Here is a 21,649-nt window from a genome sequence, read left to right as displayed (position 1 = left end):
TACATACTGTATGTATGTCAAATACGAATCGCATCGGGCCAAAGGCCCAGCGTGCGGCCGAGACCCGCGCAGCGCTCCTGGGCGAAGCGAGAAAGCTCTTTGCAGCTCAAGGATTCGCCGCGACCGGCACCGAGGCGGTTCTGGCGCACACCACGCTGACCCGCGGCGCGCTCTATCATCACTTCGCCGACAAGCAGGCCCTGTTCGCCGCCGTCTGCGAAACCCTGCACGCGGAGGGCGCGCAGACGATCGAATCCGCCGCCGCGGCGGCGCCCAACGCCTACGAGGCGGTGATCCAGGGCTCGCTCGCCTTCCTCGACTTCATGGTCCGCCCGGACGTGCGGCGCATCCTGCTGATCGACGCCCCCAGCGTGCTCGGCTGGGCGCAGTGGAACGAGATGGACCGCCGGCACGGCTACGGGCTGCTGATCGAGGGTGTCGAGGAAGCCGTCGCCGCCGGCGAGCTGCGGGGCGAGCCCGATATCCTGGCGGTGATGATCAACGGCGCCTTGAACCAGGCGGCGGTCTGGGTGGGCCAGGCCAACGAGCCGCGCGCATTGGCCCGTGTGAAAGCGGGCTTCATCGCCTGGATGGCCGCCTTGCGCGTTCGGAGGAGCTGAAGCAGCCGGAACTCAGCTCCCCCTGGCGGCGCTTTCGCCTTGCGCTAGATATGGCGGATCGGAGCTGGAGAGAGGACCCCGATGGAAAGCCTGTTGGCCCTGGCCGCGAACCCCGCCGCCTGGGCGGCGCTGATCACCCTCATCGTCATGGAGGTGGTCCTCGGGATCGACAATCTGGTCTTTATCTCGATCCTCTCCAACAAGCTGCCGGAGCACCAGCGCGCCAAGGCGCGGCGCATCGGCATCAGCCTGGCGCTGATCATGCGCCTGGCCCTGCTCTCGACGCTGGCGTTCATCGTCGGCCTCACCCAACCGGTGTTCGAACTGCCCTGGCAGGGCCCGCTGAACGAGCATGGTCAGCCGGCCTTCGAGCTCTCCTTCTCCTGGCGCGATCTGATCCTGATCGTCGGCGGCCTGTTCCTGGTCTGGAAGGCGACCACCGAGATCCACCACAATGTCGACGTCCAGCCCACCGAAACCCTGCTCGACAAGAAGAAGGTCGTGGCGGCGAACTTCGGCGCCGCCATCGTCCAAATCCTCATGCTGGACATCGTCTTCTCGATCGACTCGATCCTCACCGCCGTGGGCATGACCGAGCATCTGCCGGTCATGGTGATCGCCGTCGTCGTCGCCGTGGGGGTGATGCTGGTGGCCGCCAATCCGCTCGCCAACTTCATCCACAAGAACCCGACTATCGTCATGCTGGCCCTGGGCTTCCTGCTGATGATCGGCATGACGCTGATCGCCGACGGCTTCGGCGCGCACGTGCCGAAAGGCTACATCTATGCGGCCATGGCCTTCTCGGGCCTGGTGGAAGGTCTCAATATGGCCGCCCGCAACGCCGCGCGGAAACGCGAAGCCCTAGTAAAACCTACTGGGTCGGCCCCGCCGACATCTGCTAGCCTGCACTAGGCGCCGGGTCGGGACGGGCGATCATTCTTCCGCCCGTTCCCGCCGGTCCGGCGCTTCGACAAGACCATAATTCATTAGGGGCGGCCCTCTTGGCCGCACGGAAGCGCCATTTTGAACGAACCGCACGTCTACAGCGACGACGAGCGTCGGCTGACGCTCATCTCCGTTCTTATCGTCTTCCTGCTGGCGGCCATGAGCCAGACGGTGATCGCCACGGCCATGCCGCGCATCGTCGGCGACCTCTCGGGCCTGCACCTCTACGCCTGGGCGACCACGGCCTATCTGCTGGCCTCCACCGTCATGGTGCCGATCTGGGGCAAGCTCGGCGACCTCTATGGGCGGAAGACCATCCTGCTCTCCGGAATCGGGCTCTTCCTCGCAGGTTCCTGGCTCTGCGGCCTGGCCGGGGAATTCGGCGACCTGCCGCTGATCGGCGGCGGCATGACCCAGCTGATCGCCTTCCGCGCCCTGCAGGGCGCAGGCGGCGGCGCGCTCTTCACCACCGCCTTCGCCATCCTCGCCGACCTATTCGCCCCGCGCGAGCGGGCCAAGTTCTCCGGCCTGTTCGGCTCGGTGTTCGGCGTCTCCAGCATCTTCGGCCCAGTGGTGGGCGGCTTCCTCACCGACCACGGCACGACGGTGATTGCAGGCCATCTGGTGGCCGGGTGGCGATGGGTGTTCTTCTTCAACGTCCCCTTCGCCCTCGCGGCCGTGGCGATGATCGGGTGGAAGATGCCGACCCTGCCCCATCGCGGGGGCGGCCGGATCGACTGGCTAGGTTCCGCCCTGGTGATCGCCGCCTTCGTGCCGCTGCTGCTGGCGATCACCTGGGGCGGGCAGGACCATCCCTGGGGCTCGCCGCTGATCCTCGGCATGCTGGCCTGGTCGGCGGCGGCCCTCGTCGGCTTCCTGTTGGTGGAGCGGCGGGCGCGCGACCCGATCCTGCCGCTGGAGCTGTTCCGCAACCGCACCTTCGTCACCGCCAACTCGGCGGCCTTCGTCTATTCCATGGCCTTCATGGGCGTCTCCAGCTTCCTGCCGCTCTACATGCAGGTGGGCCAGGGCCTGCCGGCCACCACCAGCGGCTTCACCATGCTGGCCCTGATGGGCGGCTTCGTCGTCTCCTCGACGGTGAACGGCCAGCTCGTCACCCGCACCGGCCACTTCAAGCCCTTCATGGTCGGCGGCGGCGCCCTGCTCGTGATCGGCGCGACGCTGCTCTGCTTCATCGGGCCGGACACATCCACGGCGGACCTCGCCTGGCGGTTGGCGATCTTCGGCGTCGGACTAGGGCCCGGCCAGAGCCTGTTCAGCCTGGCGGTGCAGAACACCGTGCCCTTTCATCAGATCGGCGTAGCCACCTCCTCAGGCCAGTTCACCCGGCAGATCGGCTCGACCATGGGGGTCGCCCTGTTCGGGGCGCTGCTCACCGCAGGCCTGGCCTCCGAACTCGACCGCCACGCGGCGGCCGATCCCAGCGCGCAGGTGCAGCGGCTCGACCTCGGCGACCTGCAGAAGATGGCGCTCGACCGCACCCTCCACCCCGAGGAGGCCGCCGCCCGCGCCGCCGATCCGGCCGCCCAGGCGGTGGACCGGGCGATCCGCGAAAGCTTCTCCACCGCCATCCGCTACGGCCTGATCTTCAGCCTCGCCGTTCTGGTCGCCGGCTTCTTCCTGATGCTGATGGTCCCCGGCGTCCCCTTGCGCGAACGTCCAACCGGACCGCCCCCGGTGGGAGAGCCGCGAGCGGCGGAATAGGTCAGAGGAAGCTGTAGGGGTCGACGTCGATCGCCACCCGTACGGCGCCCGGCGGCTTCACCCGCGCCCGCCAGGCGGCGAGATAGGCCGACAGGTCGACGTTGCGGTCGGCCCGCACCAGGAATCGCTTGCGGCGGCGGCCGCGCACCAGGCTGAGCGGCGCGTCGGCCGGGCCGTAGACCTCCACGCCTTCGGCGTTGGGCGCGACCTCGGCCATGCCGCGGGCGAAGGCCTCAAGCTGCTGGGCGTCCGGGCCGGAAAGCACCACCGCCCCCAGCCGGCCGAACGGCGGCAGCTTCATGATCTCGCGCTCGGCCATCTCGGCGGCGACGAAGGCGTCACGGTCCTGGGCCTTCAGCGCCTGCATGACGGCGTGTTCGGGCGCATAGGTCTGCAGCAGCGCCCGCCCCGGCCGGTCGCTTCGCCCGGCCCGGCCCGTCGCCTGGGCCAGCAGCTGATAGGTGCGCTCCGCCGCCCTCAAGTCGCCTCCGCGCAGGCCGAGATCGGCGTCCACCACGCCCACCAGGGTCAGCTTGGGGAAGTTGTGCCCCTTGGCGGCCGCCTGGGTCGCCACCAGGATGTCGATCTCGCCGGCGGCCATGGCCTCCACCAGCCGCCGCGCCTCCCGGGCGTCCCACACCGTGTCGGACGAGAAGACCGCGACCCTGGCCTGCGGGAATAGGCTGCGCGCCTCCTCCTCCACCCGCTCAACCCCAGGGCCGATGGAGGCCAGCGCGTCCTTCGCCCCGCAGTGGGGACAGCGTTCCGGCTTGGGCATGGAAAAGCCGGTCAGATGGCAGACCAGCCGGCCGGTATAGCGATGCTCCACCAGCCAGGAATCGGTGTCGGGCGCGGTCATCCGCTCGCCGCAGGCCCGGCAGAGCACGAGCGGCGCATAGCCCCGGCGGTTCAGGAACAGCAGGGTCTGCTCGCCCGCGGCGTAGGTCTGCGCCATTGCCTCGACCAGCGGCGGCGAGAGCCAGCGGCCCGGCTCCGGCGGCGTCTCGCGCATGTCGATCAAGGTGACGTCCGGCAGCCGGGCTGAGCCGTGCCGCGCGGCCAGTTTCAGCCAGCGATAGCGGCCCGTCTCGGCGTTGCGCAGGGTCTCCAGAGAGGGTGTGGCCGAGGCCAGCACCACCGCCGCGCCTTCGATCTTGGCGCGCGCCACCGCCATGTCGCGGGCCTGGTAGATGAAGCCCTCGTCCTGCTTGTAGGAACCGTCGTGCTCCTCGTCGACGACGATGAGGCGCAGCTTTCGGAACGGCAGGAAGAGGGCCGAACGCGCACCCACCACCACCCGGGCGCCGCCTCCGGCCACCGCCTCCCAGACCCGGCGACGCATCGGCGGGGCGACGTCGGAGTGCCATTCCGCCGGCCGGGCGCCGAAGCGGGCCTCAAAACGCGCCAGCACCGCCTGGGTGAGCGCGATTTCCGGCAGCAGGACCAAGGCCTGGGCGTCCGTATCCTCCGCCAACGCTGCGGCGACGGCCTCGAGATAGACCTCGGTCTTGCCCGAGCCGGTGACGCCGTCCAGCAGGGCGGCGCGGAAGCCGCCTTCGCCGAGCATGGCCTTCAGCTCGCCTGCCGCAGCCGCCTGGCTGGCGTTCAGATCCGCGCCGGCGCGCGTCAGGTCTGGCGGATCGAAGCGGCTCTGCGGCTCGACCAGGCGCAGGGCGAGGCAGCCCTCGTCCACCAGTCCCTTGATCACGCCGGCCGAGACGCCGGCGGCGCGGGCGAGGTCGGCTGGCGCCGCGGGCCCGGCTGCGGCGGCCTCCAGCACCCGCGCACGCGCCGGCGTCAACCGGGCCGGCGCGACGCCCGTCGGCTCCAGAATCTTTTCCGGCCTCGCCTTCGGCGCGCGGGCGCCGCGTGTGGCGATGGCCAGCGGCTGGCCGGGAAAATCGACGGCGTAGCGTGCGGCCCACTGCACGAACTCCAGCGTGCCTGGCGGCAGGGGCGGCTCCTCCAGCCTGGCCGCGACGGGCTTCAGCGGACGGTTGCCGCCTGCGGCCTCTCGCAGGCCCGTCACCACGCCCCGCAGCAGCCGGGGCCCGAGGGGCGCAGCCACCTGGTCGCCCACTTCCAGCCCCATGCCCTCCGGCTCGGCATAGTCGAAGGCCTCGGGCAGCGGCATGGGCAGGAGGACGGAGGCGATGCGGCTCATGGCTGCGTCCAGATAGGCTGGCGGCGGTCGGGCGCAACCGTTAAACAGCGCGCCAACCACCGCGCTCGAAGGTCGCCCATGCAGCTCTTTCTCGACACCACCGACACCGCCGTCCTGAAGGACCTGACCGCCACCGGCCTTGTGGACGGGGTGACCACCAATCCCTCACTGATCGCCAAGTCCGGCCGACCCATGCTGGAGGTCATCGCCGAGATTTGCAGCCTCGTCGAGGGGCCGGTCAGCGCCGAGGTGGCGGCGATCGAGACCGACGCCATGCTGGCCGAAGGCCGCAAGCTCGCAAGCGTGGCGACCAACGTCGTGGTGAAGGTTCCGCTGACCCGCGCCGGGCTCGCCGCCACGGCCGAGTTCGCGCGCGAGGGCATCCAGACCAACGTCACCCTGTGCTTCTCGGCCGCTCAGGCCCTGCTCGCGGCCAAGGCGGGCGCGACCTATATCTCACCGTTCATCGGCCGACTGGACGATCATGGCGCCCAGGGCATGGACCTGATCACCGAAATCCGGGCGATCTACGACAACTACAGCTTCGACACCGAGATCCTGGCCGCCTCGATCCGCAGCCCGGCCCATGTGACGGCGGCCGCGCTGGCCGGCGCCGACTGTGCGACCATTCCGCCGGGGGTTTTCCAGGACCTCTTCAAGCACCCGTTAACCGAGAAGGGGCTTGAACAGTTCATGAGCGACTGGGCCAAGACGGGGCAGTCGATCCTGTAACGGGGGACTTCGGGGGCGAGATGGACGCGGGGGCGAAGGCGAAGAACGAGGCGCTGGGCCCCGAGGCGGTCCGGGCCTTTCTGTCGGACAATCCCGACTTCCTGCGCGGCGATCCCGCCCTGCTGGCCGAACTCGGCCTGCGCCCCGATGCGGCCAATGTGGTGGAGTTCGGCCCCGCCGCCCTGGCTCGGGTGCACGAGGCGCATCGGCGGGAATCCACCGCGCGCAGGCAGCTCGAGGCGACCGCCCGCGCCAACTTCGCCGCCCAGGCCCAGACGCATGGGGCGGTGATCGACCTCCTGGAATCCCGCAACCATTCGGATCTCGCCCGCAGGGTGGACGAGCTGGCGCAGCTCCGTTTCGGCCTTGTCGCCGGTGTCGTCTGCCTGGAAGGCCCGGAGCGCACGCCGGCCGGCTGGCGGACGATGGTCGAGGGCCAGATCGACATGATCATCGGCCATCAGAACGTGGCCCTCATGGGCTTCCAGCCCACCGCGCTCGGCCTCTTCAGCGAGCGCGCCGAACAGGTGAAGTCCATGGCCATGGTCCGCATGGCGCTTTGGGAGCCCGCCCGCCAGGGCCTGATCGCCTTCGGCTCGGCCGACGAACACGGCTTCACCGCCGACATGGGCGCGGAACTTGTCGCCTTCCTCGCCCGGGTGGTCGAAAGGACCGCGGAGCGGTGGCCGGTCCTGTGAACGCCCGCGAGGCGCTTCGGCTCTGGCTGGAGCACCTCGCGCAGGAGCGGCGCGCCTCGCCCCGCACCCTGGAGGCCTACGGCTTCGCGGGATTCCGCTACATCGCCTTTCTGGAACGGCACCGCGGTGAGGCGCTGAGCCTGTCCGACATGGGAACCCTGACAGCCGGGGAAGTCCGCGCCTGGCTTGCCCACCTGCGGCAAGGCGACAAGCCGCTGTCGCCGCGGTCGCTCTCCCAGGCCCTGTCGGCCATCCGCACCTTCCACCGCTTTCTGGACCGCCGCCTGGACACACCCAACGCCGCCGTCGCCCTGGTGCGCGGGCCGCGCGTGGTCCCCGGCGCTCCGCGGCCGGTCAGCGAAGACCAGGCCCGCGGCCTGATCGAAGAGCCGGCGCTCGATCCCGACCGGGAGGATTGGGAGGCCGCGCGCGACCGCGCGGTGCTGACCCTGCTCTACGGCTGTGGCTTGCGGATCTCCGAAGGCCTGTCCCTGAAGCGATCCGACGCGCCTCTGCCCGATAGCCTGCGCATCCTCGGCAAGGGCGGAAAGACCCGCATCGTACCGGTGCTGCCGGCGGTGAGGGCGGCGGTCGACGACTACCTGGCCGAGCTTCCCTTCCCCCTCGCGCCCTCGGACGCGCTGTTCCGAGCCAAGCGCGGCGGCGCTCTAAGCCCCCGCCACGTCCAGGCGACGGTCCAGAACCTGCGGGGGCGGCTAGGCCTCCCCGACAGCGCCACGCCGCACGCCTTGCGCCATTCCTTCGCCACCCATCTGCTGGGCGCCGGCGCCGACCTTCGCTCGATCCAGGAGCTCCTGGGCCACGCCTCGCTTTCGACCACCCAGCGTTACACCGAGGTCGACGCCGCCGCCCTGCTCGGCGCCTACGCCAAGGCGCATCCGCGGGCCTGAAACCCCAGGCGTCATCCCGGCTTGCAGAGCGAGGTCGGGACCTATTCGCGACCGCGGCTGAAGCGACCGTCGCCCTGGACGTTCTCGCGGACCACCACCGGCACGGTGCAGCCGGCGACTTCGCGATGCACGGCCAGCTCCATGTGGGCGGGCGGTAGGCTCTGCAGGGTCTGGGCGCCCGCATCACCCCGGCGGTCCTCCGGCCGCAGCAGGCGGGCGTGAAACGCCGTGGGCCGGGGGCAGAGATCCGGCGGGACGATCCGTGCGGGCGCCGCCGTCACGGCGGCGGAAGCCAAAAGACTCGCGATGAGCATCGATGTTCCTCCTGCCTACGACGAAGGAGGATACCACCGATGGTTTAGGCCTGCATCGTCCAGCCTTCGACGCCCATCGCGGCCTGGCGGCCAGCCTCAGACCGGGTCGGGTGGGGATGGCAGATGCGGGCGATGTCTTCCGACGCAGCCCGGAAAGCCATGGCCACGCAGTACTCCCCGATCATCTCGCCCACCTGAGGGCCGATCATGTGCACGCCGAGGATCTCGTCGGTCGCCGCGTCGGCCAGCACCTTCACGAAGCCCTCGGTCTCATGGTTGATCTTGGCGCGGCTGTTGGCGGAGAAGGGGAACTTGCCAGCCTTGTAGGCGCGGCCTTCCTCCTTCAGCTGCTCTTCGGTCTTGCCGACCCAGGCCACTTCGGGCGCGGTGTAGACCACGCTCGGCACCAGGTTGTAGTCGACGTGGCCGGCCTTGCCCGCGATCAATTCGATGCAGGCCACCGCGTCTTCCTCGGCCTTGTGCGCCAGCATGGGGCCGTGGATGGCGTCGCCGACGGCCCAGACGCCGGGCGCCGAGGTCCTGAAGTGGTCGGTTTCGATGAAGCCGCGCTTGTCGGGCGTGATCCCCACGCTCTCCAGGCCGAGGCTCTCAGTATAGGGCCGCCGGCCGATCGCCAGCAGCACGTGGTCGGCCTCCAGCGTCTCCGCGGCTCCTCCGGCCACCGGCTCGACCGTCAGGCTCACGCCCGATTTGCCGGCCTTGGCGCCCGTCACCTTGGAGCCCAGCTTGAACTTCATGCCCTGCTTGGTCAGGGCGCGCTGGAAGGCCTTGGCGGTTTCGGCGTCCATGCCCGGCGTGATCCGGTCCAGGTACTCCACCACCGTCACCTCGGCGCCCAGGCGGCGCCAGACGGAGCCCAGCTCCAGGCCGATGATGCCGGCGCCGATCACGATTAGGCTCTTGGGGACCTCGGGCAGGGACAGCGCGCCGGTGGAATCGACGATCCGCTTCTGGTCCACGCTCACGCCCGGGAGGGGCGAGGGCTCGGACCCCGTGGCGATCACGATGTTCGTGGCTTCGAGCGTGGTGGTCGAGCCGTCCTCTGCGGTCACCTCCACCTTGCCGGCGCCGGCGATGCGGCCCGCGCCCTTCACCCAGTCGACTTTGTTCTTCTTGAACAGGAACTCGATGCCCTTGGTGAGGGCGGTCACCGACTCCGCCTTCTGCTTCATCATCTGGACGAGGTTCAGCGTGGGCTTCACATCGATGCCCAGGGTGGCGAACTCGCCGTTCGCAGCATCGTACAGCTCCGAAGCGTGCAGCAGGGCCTTCGATGGCATGCAGCCGACGTTCAGGCAGGTGCCGCCGAGCGTGCCGCGCTTCTCCACCACCGCGACCTTCAGGCCGAGCTGGCCCGCGCGGATGCCGGCGTTATAGCCGCCGGGGCCGCCCCCGATGATGACGACGTCGTATTGGGCCATGTGCTCCAGTCCTTCGGGTGACGGCGAGGCTGGGCCCCGCCGCCGTAGGGTTCCATCCGCGGCTTTCGCCTCAGACGTCCAGCAGCAGGCGCGCCGGGTTCTCGATGGCTTCCTTCACCTTGACCAGGAAGGTCACCGCGCCTTTGCCGTCGACGATGCGGTGATCGTAGGAGAGCGCCAGGTACATCATCGGCCGGGCCACGATCTGGCCGTTCACCACCATCGGCCGTTCCTGGATCTTGTGCATGCCCAGGATCCCCGACTGCGGCGCGTTCAGGATCGGCGTCGACATCAGCGAGCCATAGACCCCGCCATTCGAGATGGTGAAGGTGCCGCCCTGCAGATCCTCCAGCGCGAGCTGGCCGTCGCGGGCCTTCTTGCCGAGGTCGCCGATGGCCTTCTCGATCTCGGCCAGCGACATCAGGTCGGCGTCGCGGACCACCGGCACCACCAGCCCGCGCTCGGTGCCGACCGCCACCCCGATGTCGTAGTGGTTCTTGTAGATGATGTCCGTGCCGTCGATCTCGGCGTTGACGTCGGGCACGAACTTCAGAGCGTGGATGCAGGCCTTCACGAAGAAGCTCATGAAGCCGAGCTTCACGCCGTGGGCCTTTTCGAAGACGTCCTTGTACTGATTGCGGAGCGCCATGACCTCGGTCATGTCGACCTCGTTGAAGGTCGTCAGCATGGCCGCGGCGTTCTGGGCCTCCTTCAGCCGGCGGGCGATGGTCTGGCGCAGGCGCGTCATCCGCACCCGCTCCTCGCGCTCGTGGATTTCGCGCGGAGCGGCGGGAGCCGGCGCGGGCGCGGGCGCATTTGCGCGGGCTTCGAGCGCGGCCAGCGCGTCGCCCTTGGTGATCCGGCCGTCCTTGCCGGTGCCGGAGATGGCGCCAGCGTCGAGCTTGTTCTCCGCGACGATCCGCTGGGCCGACGGCGCCAGCGGCTTGGTCTCCGCGGCGGGCGCGGGGGCAGGCTTGGGCTCCGGCTTCGCAGCGGCGGGAGCCGGCGCAGGCTCGGCCTTGGCCGCCGGCGCCTCGGCCTTGGCGGCGGGCGCTCCGCCTTCGGTCATGCGGCCGAGCGTGGCGCCGGGCTCCACCGTGGCGCCCTCCTCGGCCAGGATCTCCGACAGCACGCCGTCTGCGGGGGCGGCCACTTCCAGGCTGACCTTGTCGGTCTCCAGCTCCACCAGGATTTCGTCCTTCCTGACGGCCTCCCCGGCTTTCTTGGTCCAGCGCGCCACCGTCGCCTCGGTGACGGACTCGCCCAGGGCGGGGGTCATGATGTCGGCCATTTTGGAGGGGTCCTGTTCTTTCTCTCGGCTTGAGATTGTTTAGGCGAACGCTTCGGCGAGGAAGGTCTGCAGTTCCTTGAGGTGACGGCTCATCAGACCGGCGGCGGTGGAGGCCGAGGCCGGGCGGCCGACATAGCGGGCCCGCTTGGCCTTGACCTTCAGGCGCTCCAGGGTGAGCTCCAGCCACGGGTCGACGAAGGTCCAGCCGCCCATGTTCTTCGGCTCCTCCTGGCACCAGACCAGCTCGGCGTTCGGGAAGCGCGACAGCTCCGCCGACAGCGACTTCACCGGCCAGGGATAGAACTGCTCCAGCCGCATCAGATAGACGTCGTCGACGCCCTTTTCCTCACGCGCTTCGAGCAGGTCGTAATAGACCTTGCCCGAACAGAGCACGACGCGGCGGATCTTCTCCGGCGCCACGAGCTTGATCGAGGTGTGCTCGCCGCGCTCGGCGGAGTCGTGCAGCACCCGATGGAAGGACGAACCCTCGGCCATGTCCTCCAGGCTGGAAACCGCCTTCTTGTGCCGCAGCAGCGACTTGGGCGTCATGATGACCAGCGGCTTGCGGAACTCGCGCCGCATCTGCCGGCGCAGGACGTGGAAGTAGTTGGCGGGGGTCGAGCAGTTGACCACCTGCATGTTGTCCTCGGCGCAGAGCTGCAGGAAGCGCTCCAGACGGGCGGAGGAGTGCTCCGGTCCCTGGCCCTCGTAGCCGTGCGGCAGCAAGAGGACGAGGCCGCTCATCCGCAGCCACTTGCGCTCGCCCGAGGAGATGAACTGGTCGATCACCACCTGGGCGCCGTTGGCGAAGTCGCCGAACTGAGCCTCCCACAGCACCAGCGTGCGCGGGTCGGCCAGGGAGAAGCCGTACTCGAAGCCCAGCACCGCCTCTTCCGAGAGCGGCGAGTCGATCACCTCGAAATGCGCCTGGCCCGGGTGGATATGGAGCAGCGGCGTGTAGTGCTCCTCCGTCGTCTGGTCGATCAGGTCGCAATGGCGCTGCACGAAGGTGCCGCGCACGCTGTCCTGGCCGGCCAGGCGGACCGGGTAACCCTCGTCGAGCAGGCTGCCGAAGGCCAGGTGCTCGGCGGTCGCCCAGTCGATCCCGTCGCCGGCTTCGATGGCGGCGCGACGGTTTTCGATCACCCTTCGCACGGTCTTGTGCACGTTCAGCCGCTCAGGGATGGCGGTGATCTGACGGCCGATGTCCGACAGCTTCTGGCGCGCCACCGAGGTGTCGCCCTTGCGGTCGTCGCCGTCGGGCAGGCTCAGGCCTGCCCAGGCGCCGTCAAGCCAGTCGGCCTTGTTGGCCTTGTAGGTCTTGCCGGCCTCGAACTCCTTGTCGAGGAAGTCCTCGAACTCGGCCACCCAGCCCTCGACCTCTTCCTGGGTCGTCACGCCCTCGCCGATAAGCTGGCGGGCGTAGAGTTCGCGGGTCGACGGGTGGTCCTTGATCTTGGCGTACATCAAGGGCGACGTCATCGTCGGGTCGTCGCCCTCGTTGTGGCCGAACCGCCGATAGCAGAACATGTCGATGACGACGTCCTTGCCGAACTGCTGGCGGAACTCGATGGCCACCTTGGCCGCGAAGGTCACGGCTTCCGGATTGTCGCCGTTCACGTGGAAGATCGGCGCCTCGACCATCAGCGCCACGTCCGACGGGTAAGGCGAGGAGCGCGAATACTGCGGCGCGGTGGTGAAGCCGATCTGGTTGTTGACGATGAAGTGGATCGTGCCGCCGGTCCGATAACCTTTGGTGCCGGAGATGGCGAAGCACTCGGCCACCACGCCCTGGCCGGCGAAGGCCGCATCGCCGTGCAGCAGCAGCGGCAGGACGTGCACGCGGCCGGTCTCGGGCTTGTTGCGCAGGGTCGAGGCCTGCTTGGCGCGCGCCTTGCCCAGCACCACCGGATTGACGATCTCCAGGTGGGAAGGATTGGCGGTCAGCGACAGGTGGACGTTGTTGCCGTCGAAGCTGCGGTCAGACGAGGCGCCCATGTGGTACTTCACGTCGCCCGAGCCCTCGACGTCGGAGGGCAGGGTGGAGCCGCCCTGGAACTCGTGGAAAATCACGTGATAGGGCTTGCCCATCACGGCGGCGAGCACGTTCAGGCGGCCACGGTGCGGCATGCCGACGACGATATCCTGCACGCCCAGGGCGCCGCCGCGCTTGATGATCTGCTCCAGCGCCGGGACCATGGCCTCGCCGCCGTCCAGGCCGAAGCGCTTGGTGCCGGGGAACCGCTTGTGAAGGAAGCGTTCGAAGCCCTCGGCCTCGATCAGCTTCTTCAGGATGGCGACCTTGCCTTCCTTGGTGAAGTGGATCTCCTTGTCGCGGCCCTCGATCCGCTCCTGCATCCAGGCTTTCTGCGCCGGGTCGGAGATGTGCATGTACTGCACGCCGACATCGGAGCAGTAGGTCCGCTTCAGTATGTCCAGGATCTCGCGGATCGTGCCGGTCTCCAGCCCCAGCACATAGTCGAGGAAGATCGGCCGGTCGAAATCGGCCTCCGAGAAGCCGTAGGTGGCCGGATCCAGCTCCGAGGCGTCGCCTTCCGGCGCCGAAAGGCCCAGCGGGTCGAGATTGGCCCGCAGGTGCCCGCGCATCCGATAGGCGCGGATCATCATGATGGCGCGCAGGGAATCGAGCGTGGCCGCCCGGACCGATTCCGAAGCCACCGGCGAGGCGGTCCGTTCGGAAATCTTCGCCGAAAGCTTGGCCTCCACCGCCGGCCACATGCCGTCCAGGGCCGACAGCCAGTCGGGACGCGCAGGCGCCGCCGAGGGCTTGGTCCAGGGCCGCTTGGCCGCAGCCGCCTTCACCTCGTCGGCGCGGTCCTGGAGGCTGGAGAAGAAGGCCCGCCAGGAGGCGTCGACCGAATTGGGGTCGCTGGCCCACTTGGCGTAGAGATCCTCCACAAAGGCCGCGTTGCCGCCGTAGAGGAATGAGGTCTCCGCGAGCACCTCGTTGATCAGACCTGCGTCGTCCGCCATTTCGCCCATTGTCCCGGCGTCGTCGCCGCGGACTTCGGAAGAAGGAGCCGAGCGCCGACCGCCCTGTCTGAATTCCGTCCGGAACGCCCCGTCGGAGGGCGCCCCAGCCTTACCACTTCCAGCCCCCGCTCCCGAATAGGGATCAGGCGCCTTTCAGCACCTCCAGCAGGGTCTCGCCGAGCTTCGCCGGCGACGGCGACACGCGGATGCCCGCAGCCTCCATCGCGGCGATCTTGTCCTCGGCTCCACCCTTGCCGCCCGAGATGATCGCGCCCGCGTGACCCATCCGCCGCCCCGGAGGCGCGGTGCGTCCCGCGATGAAGCCGACCATAGGCTTCTTGACCGCTGAATTCTTGATGAACTCGGCGGCGTCTTCCTCGGCCGAACCGCCGATTTCCCCGATCATGATGATCGACTCCGTCTCGGGGTCCTTCAGGAACATGTCGAGCATGTCGATGAATTCGGTCCCCTTCACGGGGTCGCCGCCGATGCCGACGGCCGTGGATTGGCCGAGGCCGACCTGGGAGGTCTGGAACACGGCCTCGTAGGTAAGGGTCCCTGAGCGGGAAACAACACCCACCGAGCCCTTCTTGAAGATGTTTCCCGGCATGATGCCGATCTTGCAGGCGTCCGGCGTCAGGACGCCCGGGCAGTTGGGCCCGATCAGCCGCGATTTCGAGCCGGAGAGCGCACGCTTGACCTTGATCATGTCGGTCACCGGGATGCCCTCGGTGATGCAGACGATGAGCGGAACCTCGGCCTCGATGGCCTCCAAGATCGAGTCGGCCGCGAACGGCGGCGGCACATAGATGACCGAGGCGTCGGCGCCGGTCTCCTTCACCGCCTCCTCGACCGTGTCGAACACGGGCAGGCCGATGTGGGTCATGCCGCCTTTGCCGGGCGTCACGCCGCCGACCATCTTGGTGCCGTAGGCGATGGCCTGCTCGGTGTGGAACGTGCCCTGGGCGCCGGTGATGCCCTGACAGATGACGCGGGTGTCTTTGCCGATCAGGATGGACATTTAGGCGGCCCCTCGCACGGCCTGGACGATCTTTTCCGCGCCGTCCGACAGGTCGTTGGCGGCGATGACGTTGAGGCCGCTCTCGGCGATGATCTTCTTGCCCTCGGCGACATTGGTGCCTTCCAGGCGAACGACCAGCGGCACGGCCAGGCCGGTCTCGCGGACCGCCTCGACCACCCCTTGGGCCAGCACGTCGCAGCGGGCGATGCCGCCGAAGATATTGACCAGAATGCCCTTCACGTTCGGGTCGGCCATGATGATCTTGAAGGCCGCGGTCACCTTCTCCTTCGAAGCGCCGCCGCCCACATCCAGGAAGTTGGCGGGCTCCGCGCCGTAGAGCTTGATGATGTCCATGGTCGCCATGGCCAGGCCCGCGCCGTTGACCATGCAGCCGATCTCGCCGTCGAGGGCGATGTAGGAGAGGTCGTACTTGGAGGCCTCGATCTCCTTCGGGTCCTCCTCGGTCTCATCGCGCAGGGCGACAATGTCGGGATGGCGGAACAGGGCGTTGGAGTCGAAGCTGACCTTGGCGTCCAGCACCCGCAGGTGATCGTCAGCGGTGACGATCAGCGGGTTGATCTCCAGCATGCTCATGTCCTTGGCGAGGAACGCCGTATAGAGCTGCGAGAGAAGCGTGGCGGCTTCCTTGGCCAGGCCGCCCGTCAGGCCGAGCGCCTTGGCCAGGCGACGACCATGCTGCGGGAATACGCCGGTGGCCGGATCGATGGAGAAGGTCTTGATCTTCTCCGGCGTCGCATGGGCGACCTCTTCGATGTCCATACCGCCTTCGGTGGAGGCGACAACCGATACCCGGCTCGTCTCGCGGTCCACCAGCAGCGAAAGGTAGAATTCCTTGGCGATGGCGGCGCCTTCTTCGATGTAGAGACGGTTCACCTGCTTGCCGCGCTCGCCGGTCTGGTGCGTCACCAGGACCCGGCCCAGCATCTCCTGCGCGTTGGCGCGGACGTCGTCGACGCTTTTGACCACCCGCACGCCGCCCTTGGCGTCGGGTCCCAGGCCCTGGAAGCGGCCCTTGCCGCGGCCGCCGGCGTGGATCTGGGACTTCACGACGAAGACCGGCCCGCCCAGCTTTTCGGCGGCCTGGACGGCTTCGTCGACGGAAAACGCGGGGTACCCGCGCGGGACCGCCACGCCGAACTCGGAGAGAACGGCCTTGGCTTGATGCTCGTGGATGTTCATGGGGTCGCGGGACGCGTCTTCTGCAGCTCGCCCGGAGTGGCGAGTGGCGCGGGTTATAGGCGCCGGACCAAAGCGTTGCAACCGCCTCTCAGGAGAAATCCGGCGCCCCTTGCGTCACCCGTCGCGCGAAGGTTCCGCAAGGTTCGCAAGGCCCCTCAGGCGGCTCCCAGGAACACCTGCCCCAACAGGCGCCCCGGCGTGAAGGCGAGCCCGCCGGCGATGAACATGCCGCCGAAATAGAGGCCGGTCATGGAGGCGCGATGAACCTGAACCTTGTGGCGGCGGGCGGCGTAGAGGGCGGCCGGCAAGGCGACGATCACCCAGCCCGAAATGGCGTGGATAAGGCTGAACCCGCCGGGATTGATCTCGTGGATGAAGAGCGAGGAGACGGCGGTGGCGCCCATGGTCGCCGCCCAGATCCAGCCCAGCGTCCGATGTGGCAGCGTACCCTTCGGCCCCAGCAGCAGGACCGCGCCGACGACGAAGCTGGCGGCGGCGGCCCACAGATGGATCTGCACGGCCGCCGGCGCCTGCCCGATCAGCTCCGGCCGCGGGGCGGGAAGCCCCAGCGCCTGCGGGCCGCCGCCCGCGAAGAAGCCGAGCGCGCCGAAGCCGACCGCCAGGGCCAGGCTGCCGACCATGTATTGCCGCTCCGGAAGGCGGGTCGGGGGAGAGGTCATCTTGGAAAGCTCCGTGCAAAGCGGGCCGCTCGCCCGCGCTCTTCCGATGACCGGGCCTCAGGCGGGCCGCATCCGGGCTTTCACGGATCGCCGCGGATTCTTCGCAGGCGGCGGACGGCGCCCGTTGGCGCTTCGCGAATGGGGGACGCCTTTTCGGAGGGCGGCGTTCGTGGTTTGCAGAGGCCATGAGCGCGGGAACGAAGGCCTGGATCGCGCGGCTGACGCCGTATGGAAGCCTGACCGGCTGGAGCCGGGGCTTGTTCATCGCCCTCGTCGCCGGCCTGTTCCTGGCCTGGTCCGGCGCTTTCGGCATGGATCGGCTGCCGTTGGGCGGGCGGCTCGCCTATTGGCTTCCGCTGATGGTGCTGGGAAGCGTCTGGGGCGGCGTCGCAGCCCGGCTGGCGTTCGGCGCCGAACCGGACGGTTCGCGGCTCTGGCTTCGCACCCTGCTCGCCGGCCTCGTGATCGCAGGCCCGTTCACCGGCGTCGTCTGGATCGCCACGACCCTGGCCTTGGGCGTGCGATTCTCGGCCTTGGGGCTGGTTTCGCTGTTCTCGTCGGTGTTGGCCATCTCGCTGGTGATGACCGCGATCAACGTCCTGGCCGCCTCGCGCCGCACGGCCGACCCGATCGCCCCGCCGCCGCGCTTCCTGGAACGCCTGCCGCTGAAGCTGCGCGGGGCCGAAATCTGGGCGGTGGAGGCGGAGGACCACTACCTGCGCCTGCACACCTCCAAGGGGCAGGACCTGATCCTCATGCGCCTGTCCGACGCGGTGGCCGAACTGGAGGGGATCGAGGGGGCCCAGGTGCACCGGTCCTGGTGGGTGGCGCGCGAGGCGATTGTCGACGCCGCCCGCGGCGACGGCCGCGCCGTCCTCACCCTGAAGGACGGCTCCCAGGTCCCGGTCAGCCGGACCTATGCCAAGATGCTGCGCGAGAAGCGCTGGATCTAGCGCCGGGCGCGCCATTCCTCCCGGGTTTGGCCCCAGCAATCGACCGGGAGATTCAGCGGCGCGGGCAGGATCGCCTGGCGCAGGATGCGCGAGCCCAGTCGCTGGGCCACCTTCTGAGAATTGACGTTCGCCGCCTCGATGGTGTGGATCACCTCGTCCCACCCGAGTGTGTCGAACGCCCAGTCGATCGCTGCGGCCGCGCCTTCCGTCGCATAGCCCTTGCCCCAGCAGTCACGCACGATCCCCCAGCCGACTTCCGTGCCCGGCCAACCCTCCGGCTGCCATGGACCGAGCCGCCCGACCCAGCGGCCGGTGGCCTTCTCGATCACCGAGAACATCGAAAAGCCCCGAACCACCCAGGCGCCTGTCATGCCGCACATGATCCGCCACGCGCCGACACGATCCTGGGCGCCGCCGATGTACTGGGCGGCTTCGGCGTCGGCGGCGAAGTCAGCCCAGGCCTCGAAGTCCTCGCCCAGGGGCGGCCGCAGGATCAGACGCTCCGTTTCCAGAACAGGACCTGTCGCCGCTGTGGAAATCTGAAAGCCCATGCGCCATCTCCCCGAACTCGCCCTCTCCTAGCGAAACGCGCCCGGCTTCGATAGCGCCCGTGCAACCGCACAGCCGCGATGCGGATTCCACATGCGAGGGACGGCCTGGGAGTTGGCCATGAGCGGCGAAACCATCGGCGAGCCCTCGCTCGTACACACCTACAAGGGCTTTGCGGCGCCTCGGGCGCCGAAACCGGCGACGCGAACACCGGCGTGGCGCAGCCGCAGGGCCGCGATCCTGGCCGGCAGCGCGCTGGGGCTCGGCCTGCTGTTCGGCCTTCTGGCGCGGCCCGAACTCGCGGTCGACCGACCGCCGCCGGCGCCCATGCAGCCGGTCGCCGTCGCAGACCTGTCCGGCCAGATGGAGATCGAGTTCAATCCGCCACCGGCCCCGCCCCTGCCGCAGGACGGCGGCAAGCTGGAGGTGCTGCCGGCCGACATGGCCGCCGCGGCGCCTAAGGCTCCCGCCTGGTCGGCGACCTACGAACCGCCGCCGCGACCCATTCCGACCCCGAAACTCGACCCGGTCCTGCCGCCGCAGTCCGCTCCCACGCCGGCGCCCCAGGCCGTGCGCCCCAGCTTCGAGTGCCGTTTCGCGCGCACGCCGGCGGAGGTCATGGTCTGCCGGGACGCGGCGCTCGCCGCCGCCGACCGGCGTATGGCGCGGGCCTTCCGCCGCGCGACCGACGCCGGCGTTCCCTACGCCGAGCTGCGCGGCGAGCAGGACGACTGGCTGGCCGTCCGCGAGGACGCCGCCCGCCGCTCCCGCGGCGCGGTCGCCTCCATCTACGATCAGCGGATCGAGGAGCTGGAGGCGATGGCCCGGGGCGATCCGTACTTCTGATCGCCCGCGCGAGAAGGCCGGGGTCTTAGCCCAGCATCTCCTTGACGGTGTCGCGTTCGCCGACCAGCTCATCATTGGTGATGGCGATCTTGCTCTTGGCGAAGTCGTCCATCTCGAAGCTGGTCACGACCTCGTAGCCGCTTTCGGTGGTGCGCACCGGCATGCCGGCCCAGACGCCTTCGGAGAAGCCGTAGCGGCCGCCTGAGGGCACGGCGACGGAGTGGACCTTGCCCGGGGTGGTCAGGTCGCGGACATGGTCGATCAGGGCGTTGGCCGCCGAGGCCGCCGAGCTCTGGCCGCGGGCCTCGATGATCGCCGCGCCGCGCTTGCCGACCGTCGGCAGGTACTCGTTCTTCAGCCAGGCCTCATCGCCGATCACCTCGGCCGCGGCCCGGCCGCCGATCTTGGCGTGGGTGAAGTCGGCGAACATGGTCGGCGAGTGGTTGCCGTAGATGTAGAGGTCCGAGACGTCGTTGATCGAGACGCCGGCCTTCTTGGCCAGCTGGGCGCGGCCGCGGTTCTCGTCCAGGCGCACCATGGCGGTGAAGCGCTCGACCGGCAGGCGCTTGGCCTGGCTCGCGGCGATCATGCAGTTGGTGTTGCAGGGGTTGCCGACCACGGCCACGCGGGCGTCGTCGGCTGCCACCGCGTCGATCGCCTTGCCCTGGGCGATGAAGATCTTGCCGTTGTCCTTCAGGAGGTCGGCGCGCTCCATGCCTGGGCCGCGCGGCTTGGAGCCGACCAGCAGGCACCAGTTGGCGTCCTTGAAGGCGACGTTGGCGTCGTCGGTCAGCACCATGTCCTGCAGCAGCGGGAAGGCGCAGTCCTCCAGCTCCATCGCCACGCCCTTCAGCGCCTTCTGCGGGCCCTCGGCGGGGATCTCGAGCAGTTGCAGGATCACCGGCTGGTCCTTGCCCAGCATCTCGCCCGACGCGATGCGGAAGAGGAGGGCGTAGCCGATGTTGCCGGCGGCGCCGGTGACGGCGACGCGGATCGGGGTCTTGGCCATGGGACTGCTCCGGGACTGGCTGTTTTCTTCAGGGTCGGCGGGTCCCTAGCCCATCTGACGGCGCCGCGGCAATGGGCCGAACGCTTTGCGCGCCGCCCGCGCCGTGCTCAACCTCGCCCATGTTCGAGATCGACCCCGCCTTCCTGGCCACCTCCGAGCCGCTGGGGGAGCTTTCCCTCTGTCATGCGCGCCTGCAGGCCGACGCCCGCTATCCCTGGATCGTGCTGATCCCCCGCATCGCCGGGGCCCGGGAACTGGAGGACCTTTCCGCCCCCGATCTCGCCGCCCTGATGGCCGAGGTCGTGGCCGCCGGCCGGGCGGTTCGCGCCATCGGTCCGCCGGTGGAGAAGCTGAACGTCGCCGCGCTCGGCAACGTGACCCCGCAGCTTCACGTCCATGTGGTCGGTCGCCGGGCGGGCGATCCGGCGTGGCCGGGTCCGGTCTGGGGGCACAGCCTTGCCGAGCCCTACGCCGCCGACGCCCTGGCGACGGCGGTGGGACGCGCGAAGCGGGGCCTGGGCCTCTAGTCTCGACGCAGGCGCACCGGGCGGCGCTCGCCGGCTTCCTCCAATTCGCCGACCCAGACGCCGTCGGCCGACGGCGTCAGCCGCAGCACCAAGGCGCGCGTCGCCGAAGGCCGGAAAGCCAAGGTGACGCCGGCGCCGTCCCGCCGAGCCTCGGCCAGGAAGCCGGAGGACTCCGCCGCGCCCGGCCGGCGGGGATCGCGCCAGGCGCCCTCCAGCCGGCCGTTGGCGTCGACCAGCAGCAGGCCGTAGAGTTCCTCATCGCCCGCGCCGCGCAGGCTCCAGGCGCCGTCGAGCGGCCCCTGCAGCCCCTGGGCCGCGGCGAAGGAGGCGCGCAGCCGCGCCTCATATCCCATATCGACGGCGCTCCGCGGCGGATCGAGCGGCCGGGCCACATCATCCACGCGCGGCGCCGAAGTCGCGGGGTCCGCCGCGACCGCGGCCGGGGCTGCGTCGTCCAGCAATGCGCCGATGGGATCGCCAACCGGCGCCGCGCCTGCGATCCCCGGCCAGAGCGCCACGCAGGCCGCAGCTGCGGCGCGTCCCAGCCTGTTTCGGCGACGGGAGGATCGGGCGTCGATCAAGCGGTTCGGCTCCTCTTCCGCCATGGCGGCGCAACGCATTTAGAGGCTAGGATGGCGCCATGACCACCCGTTACGACGAAGGCGCGCGGAACGTCCTGGGCGGCGAACTGCAAAGCTGCTCGCTCGACCCGGTCACGGGCTTCTTCCGCAACGGCTGCTGCGAGACCGGGCCGCACGACCTTGGCCTGCACACGGTCTGCGCGGTCATGACGGCCGAATTCCTGGCGTTCTCGAAAATGATGGGCAACGACCTTTCGACGCCGGTTCCGGACTACGCCTTTCCGGGCCTGAAGCCGGGCGACCGCTGGTGCCTCTGCGCCCCGCGCTGGAAGGAGGCGCTGGACGCCGGCGCGGCCCCGGCGGTGGTGCTGGAGGCCACCCACGAGGAGACCCTGGCCATCGTTCCCCTGGGCGTGCTCAAGGACCACGCGGTCAAGGCCTGACCCA

General features: G+C 69.3%; 21 protein-coding genes. 10 read left to right on the top strand and 11 right to left on the bottom strand.

Annotated features, from left to right (window positions below; translation table 11 throughout):
• Nucleotides 1–14: 14 nt before the first annotated feature.
• From ACK41C_RS07615 to ACK41C_RS07605, 3 genes are all read left to right on the top strand, one after another.
• Nucleotides 15–620 (top strand): TetR/AcrR family transcriptional regulator, encoded by a 606-nt coding sequence (locus ACK41C_RS07615; RefSeq protein WP_409652322.1) that lies wholly within the window; start codon nucleotides 15–17, stop codon nucleotides 618–620.
• Nucleotides 621–701: 81 nt separating this feature from the next.
• Entirely contained in the window at nucleotides 702–1,532 is an 831-nt protein-coding gene (locus ACK41C_RS07610; RefSeq protein WP_409652319.1) for a TerC family protein, read from the top strand.
• Between the two features lie 111 nt (nucleotides 1,533–1,643).
• Nucleotides 1,644–3,290: an MDR family MFS transporter gene (locus ACK41C_RS07605; protein ID WP_409652316.1), complete on the top strand. Its 1,647-nt coding sequence runs from the start codon at nucleotides 1,644–1,646 to the stop codon at nucleotides 3,288–3,290.
• Nucleotide 3,291: 1 nt separating this feature from the next.
• Here ACK41C_RS07605 and ACK41C_RS07600 read toward each other — a convergent pair whose 3' ends face one another.
• Nucleotides 3,292–5,454 (bottom strand): primosomal protein N', encoded by a 2,163-nt coding sequence (locus ACK41C_RS07600; protein ID WP_409652313.1) that lies wholly within the window; start codon nucleotides 5,452–5,454, stop codon nucleotides 3,292–3,294.
• 78 nt (nucleotides 5,455–5,532) lie between these two features.
• Between ACK41C_RS07600 and fsa the strand changes: the two genes are divergently transcribed.
• Genes fsa through ACK41C_RS07585 form a run of 3 tightly spaced genes read left to right on the top strand, consistent with a single transcriptional unit; the run spans nucleotide 5,533 to nucleotide 7,795 of the window.
• Nucleotides 5,533–6,186 (top strand): fructose-6-phosphate aldolase, encoded by a 654-nt coding sequence (fsa, locus tag ACK41C_RS07595; protein ID WP_409652310.1) that lies wholly within the window; start codon nucleotides 5,533–5,535, stop codon nucleotides 6,184–6,186.
• A 20-nt stretch (nucleotides 6,187–6,206) separates the two neighbouring features.
• The gene (locus ACK41C_RS07590; protein WP_409652308.1) at nucleotides 6,207–6,884 is read left to right on the top strand and encodes a DUF484 family protein; all 678 of its coding nucleotides are present in this window, start codon (nucleotides 6,207–6,209) and stop codon (nucleotides 6,882–6,884) included.
• Nucleotides 6,869–7,795 carry a tyrosine recombinase XerC gene (locus ACK41C_RS07585; protein ID WP_409652305.1) on the top strand — a complete coding sequence of 309 codons (927 nt, stop codon included), beginning with the start codon at nucleotides 6,869–6,871 and terminating at the stop codon, nucleotides 7,793–7,795. The genes ACK41C_RS07590 and ACK41C_RS07585 overlap by 16 nt, the downstream gene beginning before the upstream one ends.
• Before the next feature lie 41 nt (nucleotides 7,796–7,836).
• On the opposite strand, the gene ACK41C_RS07580 is transcribed toward ACK41C_RS07585, so the two are convergent.
• From ACK41C_RS07580 to ACK41C_RS07550, 7 genes are all read right to left on the bottom strand, one after another.
• Nucleotides 7,837–8,109, bottom strand: coding sequence for a hypothetical protein (locus ACK41C_RS07580; RefSeq protein WP_409652302.1), 273 nt, complete (start codon nucleotides 8,107–8,109; stop codon nucleotides 7,837–7,839).
• A gap of 44 nt (nucleotides 8,110–8,153) precedes the next feature.
• On the bottom strand, nucleotides 8,154–9,551 hold the full coding sequence (lpdA, locus tag ACK41C_RS07575) for a dihydrolipoyl dehydrogenase (protein WP_409652299.1): 1,398 nt from the start codon (nucleotides 9,549–9,551) through the stop codon (nucleotides 8,154–8,156).
• Between the two features lie 70 nt (nucleotides 9,552–9,621).
• Nucleotides 9,622–10,842 carry a 2-oxoglutarate dehydrogenase complex dihydrolipoyllysine-residue succinyltransferase gene (gene odhB, locus ACK41C_RS07570; RefSeq protein ID WP_409652297.1) on the bottom strand — a complete coding sequence of 407 codons (1,221 nt, stop codon included), beginning with the start codon at nucleotides 10,840–10,842 and terminating at the stop codon, nucleotides 9,622–9,624.
• Between the two features lie 39 nt (nucleotides 10,843–10,881).
• Entirely contained in the window at nucleotides 10,882–13,836 is a 2,955-nt protein-coding gene (locus tag ACK41C_RS07565) for a 2-oxoglutarate dehydrogenase E1 component (RefSeq protein WP_409652294.1), read from the bottom strand.
• 142 nt (nucleotides 13,837–13,978) lie between these two features.
• Nucleotides 13,979–14,857, bottom strand: a complete 879-nt coding sequence (sucD, locus tag ACK41C_RS07560) for a succinate--CoA ligase subunit alpha (RefSeq protein WP_409652292.1) — start codon at nucleotides 14,855–14,857, stop codon at nucleotides 13,979–13,981.
• Nucleotides 14,858–16,057 (bottom strand): ADP-forming succinate--CoA ligase subunit beta, encoded by a 1,200-nt coding sequence (gene sucC, locus ACK41C_RS07555; protein WP_409652289.1) that lies wholly within the window; start codon nucleotides 16,055–16,057, stop codon nucleotides 14,858–14,860.
• A gap of 155 nt (nucleotides 16,058–16,212) precedes the next feature.
• Nucleotides 16,213–16,737: a DUF2306 domain-containing protein gene (locus ACK41C_RS07550; protein WP_409652287.1), complete on the bottom strand. Its 525-nt coding sequence runs from the start codon at nucleotides 16,735–16,737 to the stop codon at nucleotides 16,213–16,215.
• A gap of 185 nt (nucleotides 16,738–16,922) precedes the next feature.
• Here ACK41C_RS07550 and ACK41C_RS07545 point away from each other — a divergent pair, with 185 nt between their 5' ends.
• Nucleotides 16,923–17,690: a LytTR family DNA-binding domain-containing protein gene (locus ACK41C_RS07545; RefSeq protein ID WP_409652285.1), complete on the top strand. Its 768-nt coding sequence runs from the start codon at nucleotides 16,923–16,925 to the stop codon at nucleotides 17,688–17,690.
• Here ACK41C_RS07545 and ACK41C_RS07540 read toward each other — a convergent pair.
• Nucleotides 17,687–18,241, bottom strand: coding sequence for a GNAT family N-acetyltransferase (locus tag ACK41C_RS07540; RefSeq protein WP_409652282.1), 555 nt, complete (start codon nucleotides 18,239–18,241; stop codon nucleotides 17,687–17,689). The two genes, ACK41C_RS07545 and ACK41C_RS07540, sit on opposite strands and share 4 nt — an antisense overlap.
• Before the next feature lie 118 nt (nucleotides 18,242–18,359).
• Here ACK41C_RS07540 and ACK41C_RS07535 point away from each other — a divergent pair, with 118 nt between their 5' ends.
• On the top strand, nucleotides 18,360–19,085 hold the full coding sequence (locus ACK41C_RS07535) for a hypothetical protein (RefSeq protein WP_409652279.1): 726 nt from the start codon (nucleotides 18,360–18,362) through the stop codon (nucleotides 19,083–19,085).
• 25 nt (nucleotides 19,086–19,110) lie between these two features.
• Here ACK41C_RS07535 and ACK41C_RS07530 read toward each other — a convergent pair whose 3' ends face one another.
• Nucleotides 19,111–20,094 (bottom strand): malate dehydrogenase, encoded by a 984-nt coding sequence (locus ACK41C_RS07530; RefSeq protein ID WP_409652276.1) that lies wholly within the window; start codon nucleotides 20,092–20,094, stop codon nucleotides 19,111–19,113.
• A gap of 119 nt (nucleotides 20,095–20,213) precedes the next feature.
• On the opposite strand from ACK41C_RS07530, the gene ACK41C_RS07525 reads away from it, so the two are divergent.
• Nucleotides 20,214–20,621, top strand: a complete 408-nt coding sequence (locus ACK41C_RS07525; RefSeq protein ID WP_409652273.1) for an HIT domain-containing protein — start codon at nucleotides 20,214–20,216, stop codon at nucleotides 20,619–20,621.
• Here ACK41C_RS07525 and ACK41C_RS07520 read toward each other — a convergent pair.
• Nucleotides 20,618–21,202 (bottom strand): hypothetical protein, encoded by a 585-nt coding sequence (locus ACK41C_RS07520; RefSeq protein WP_409652270.1) that lies wholly within the window; start codon nucleotides 21,200–21,202, stop codon nucleotides 20,618–20,620. The genes ACK41C_RS07525 and ACK41C_RS07520 overlap by 4 nt on opposite strands.
• Before the next feature lie 59 nt (nucleotides 21,203–21,261).
• Between ACK41C_RS07520 and ACK41C_RS07515 the strand changes: the two genes are divergently transcribed.
• Nucleotides 21,262–21,645: a DUF2237 family protein gene (locus tag ACK41C_RS07515; protein ID WP_409652267.1), complete on the top strand. Its 384-nt coding sequence runs from the start codon at nucleotides 21,262–21,264 to the stop codon at nucleotides 21,643–21,645.
• Nucleotides 21,646–21,649: the final 4 nt, after the last annotated feature.

It is taken from the genome of Phenylobacterium sp. (assembly GCF_046290725.1).
Classification (GTDB): Bacteria; Pseudomonadota; Alphaproteobacteria; order Caulobacterales; family Caulobacteraceae; genus Phenylobacterium.
This window is presented reverse-complemented; position numbering and strand designations above follow the sequence as displayed.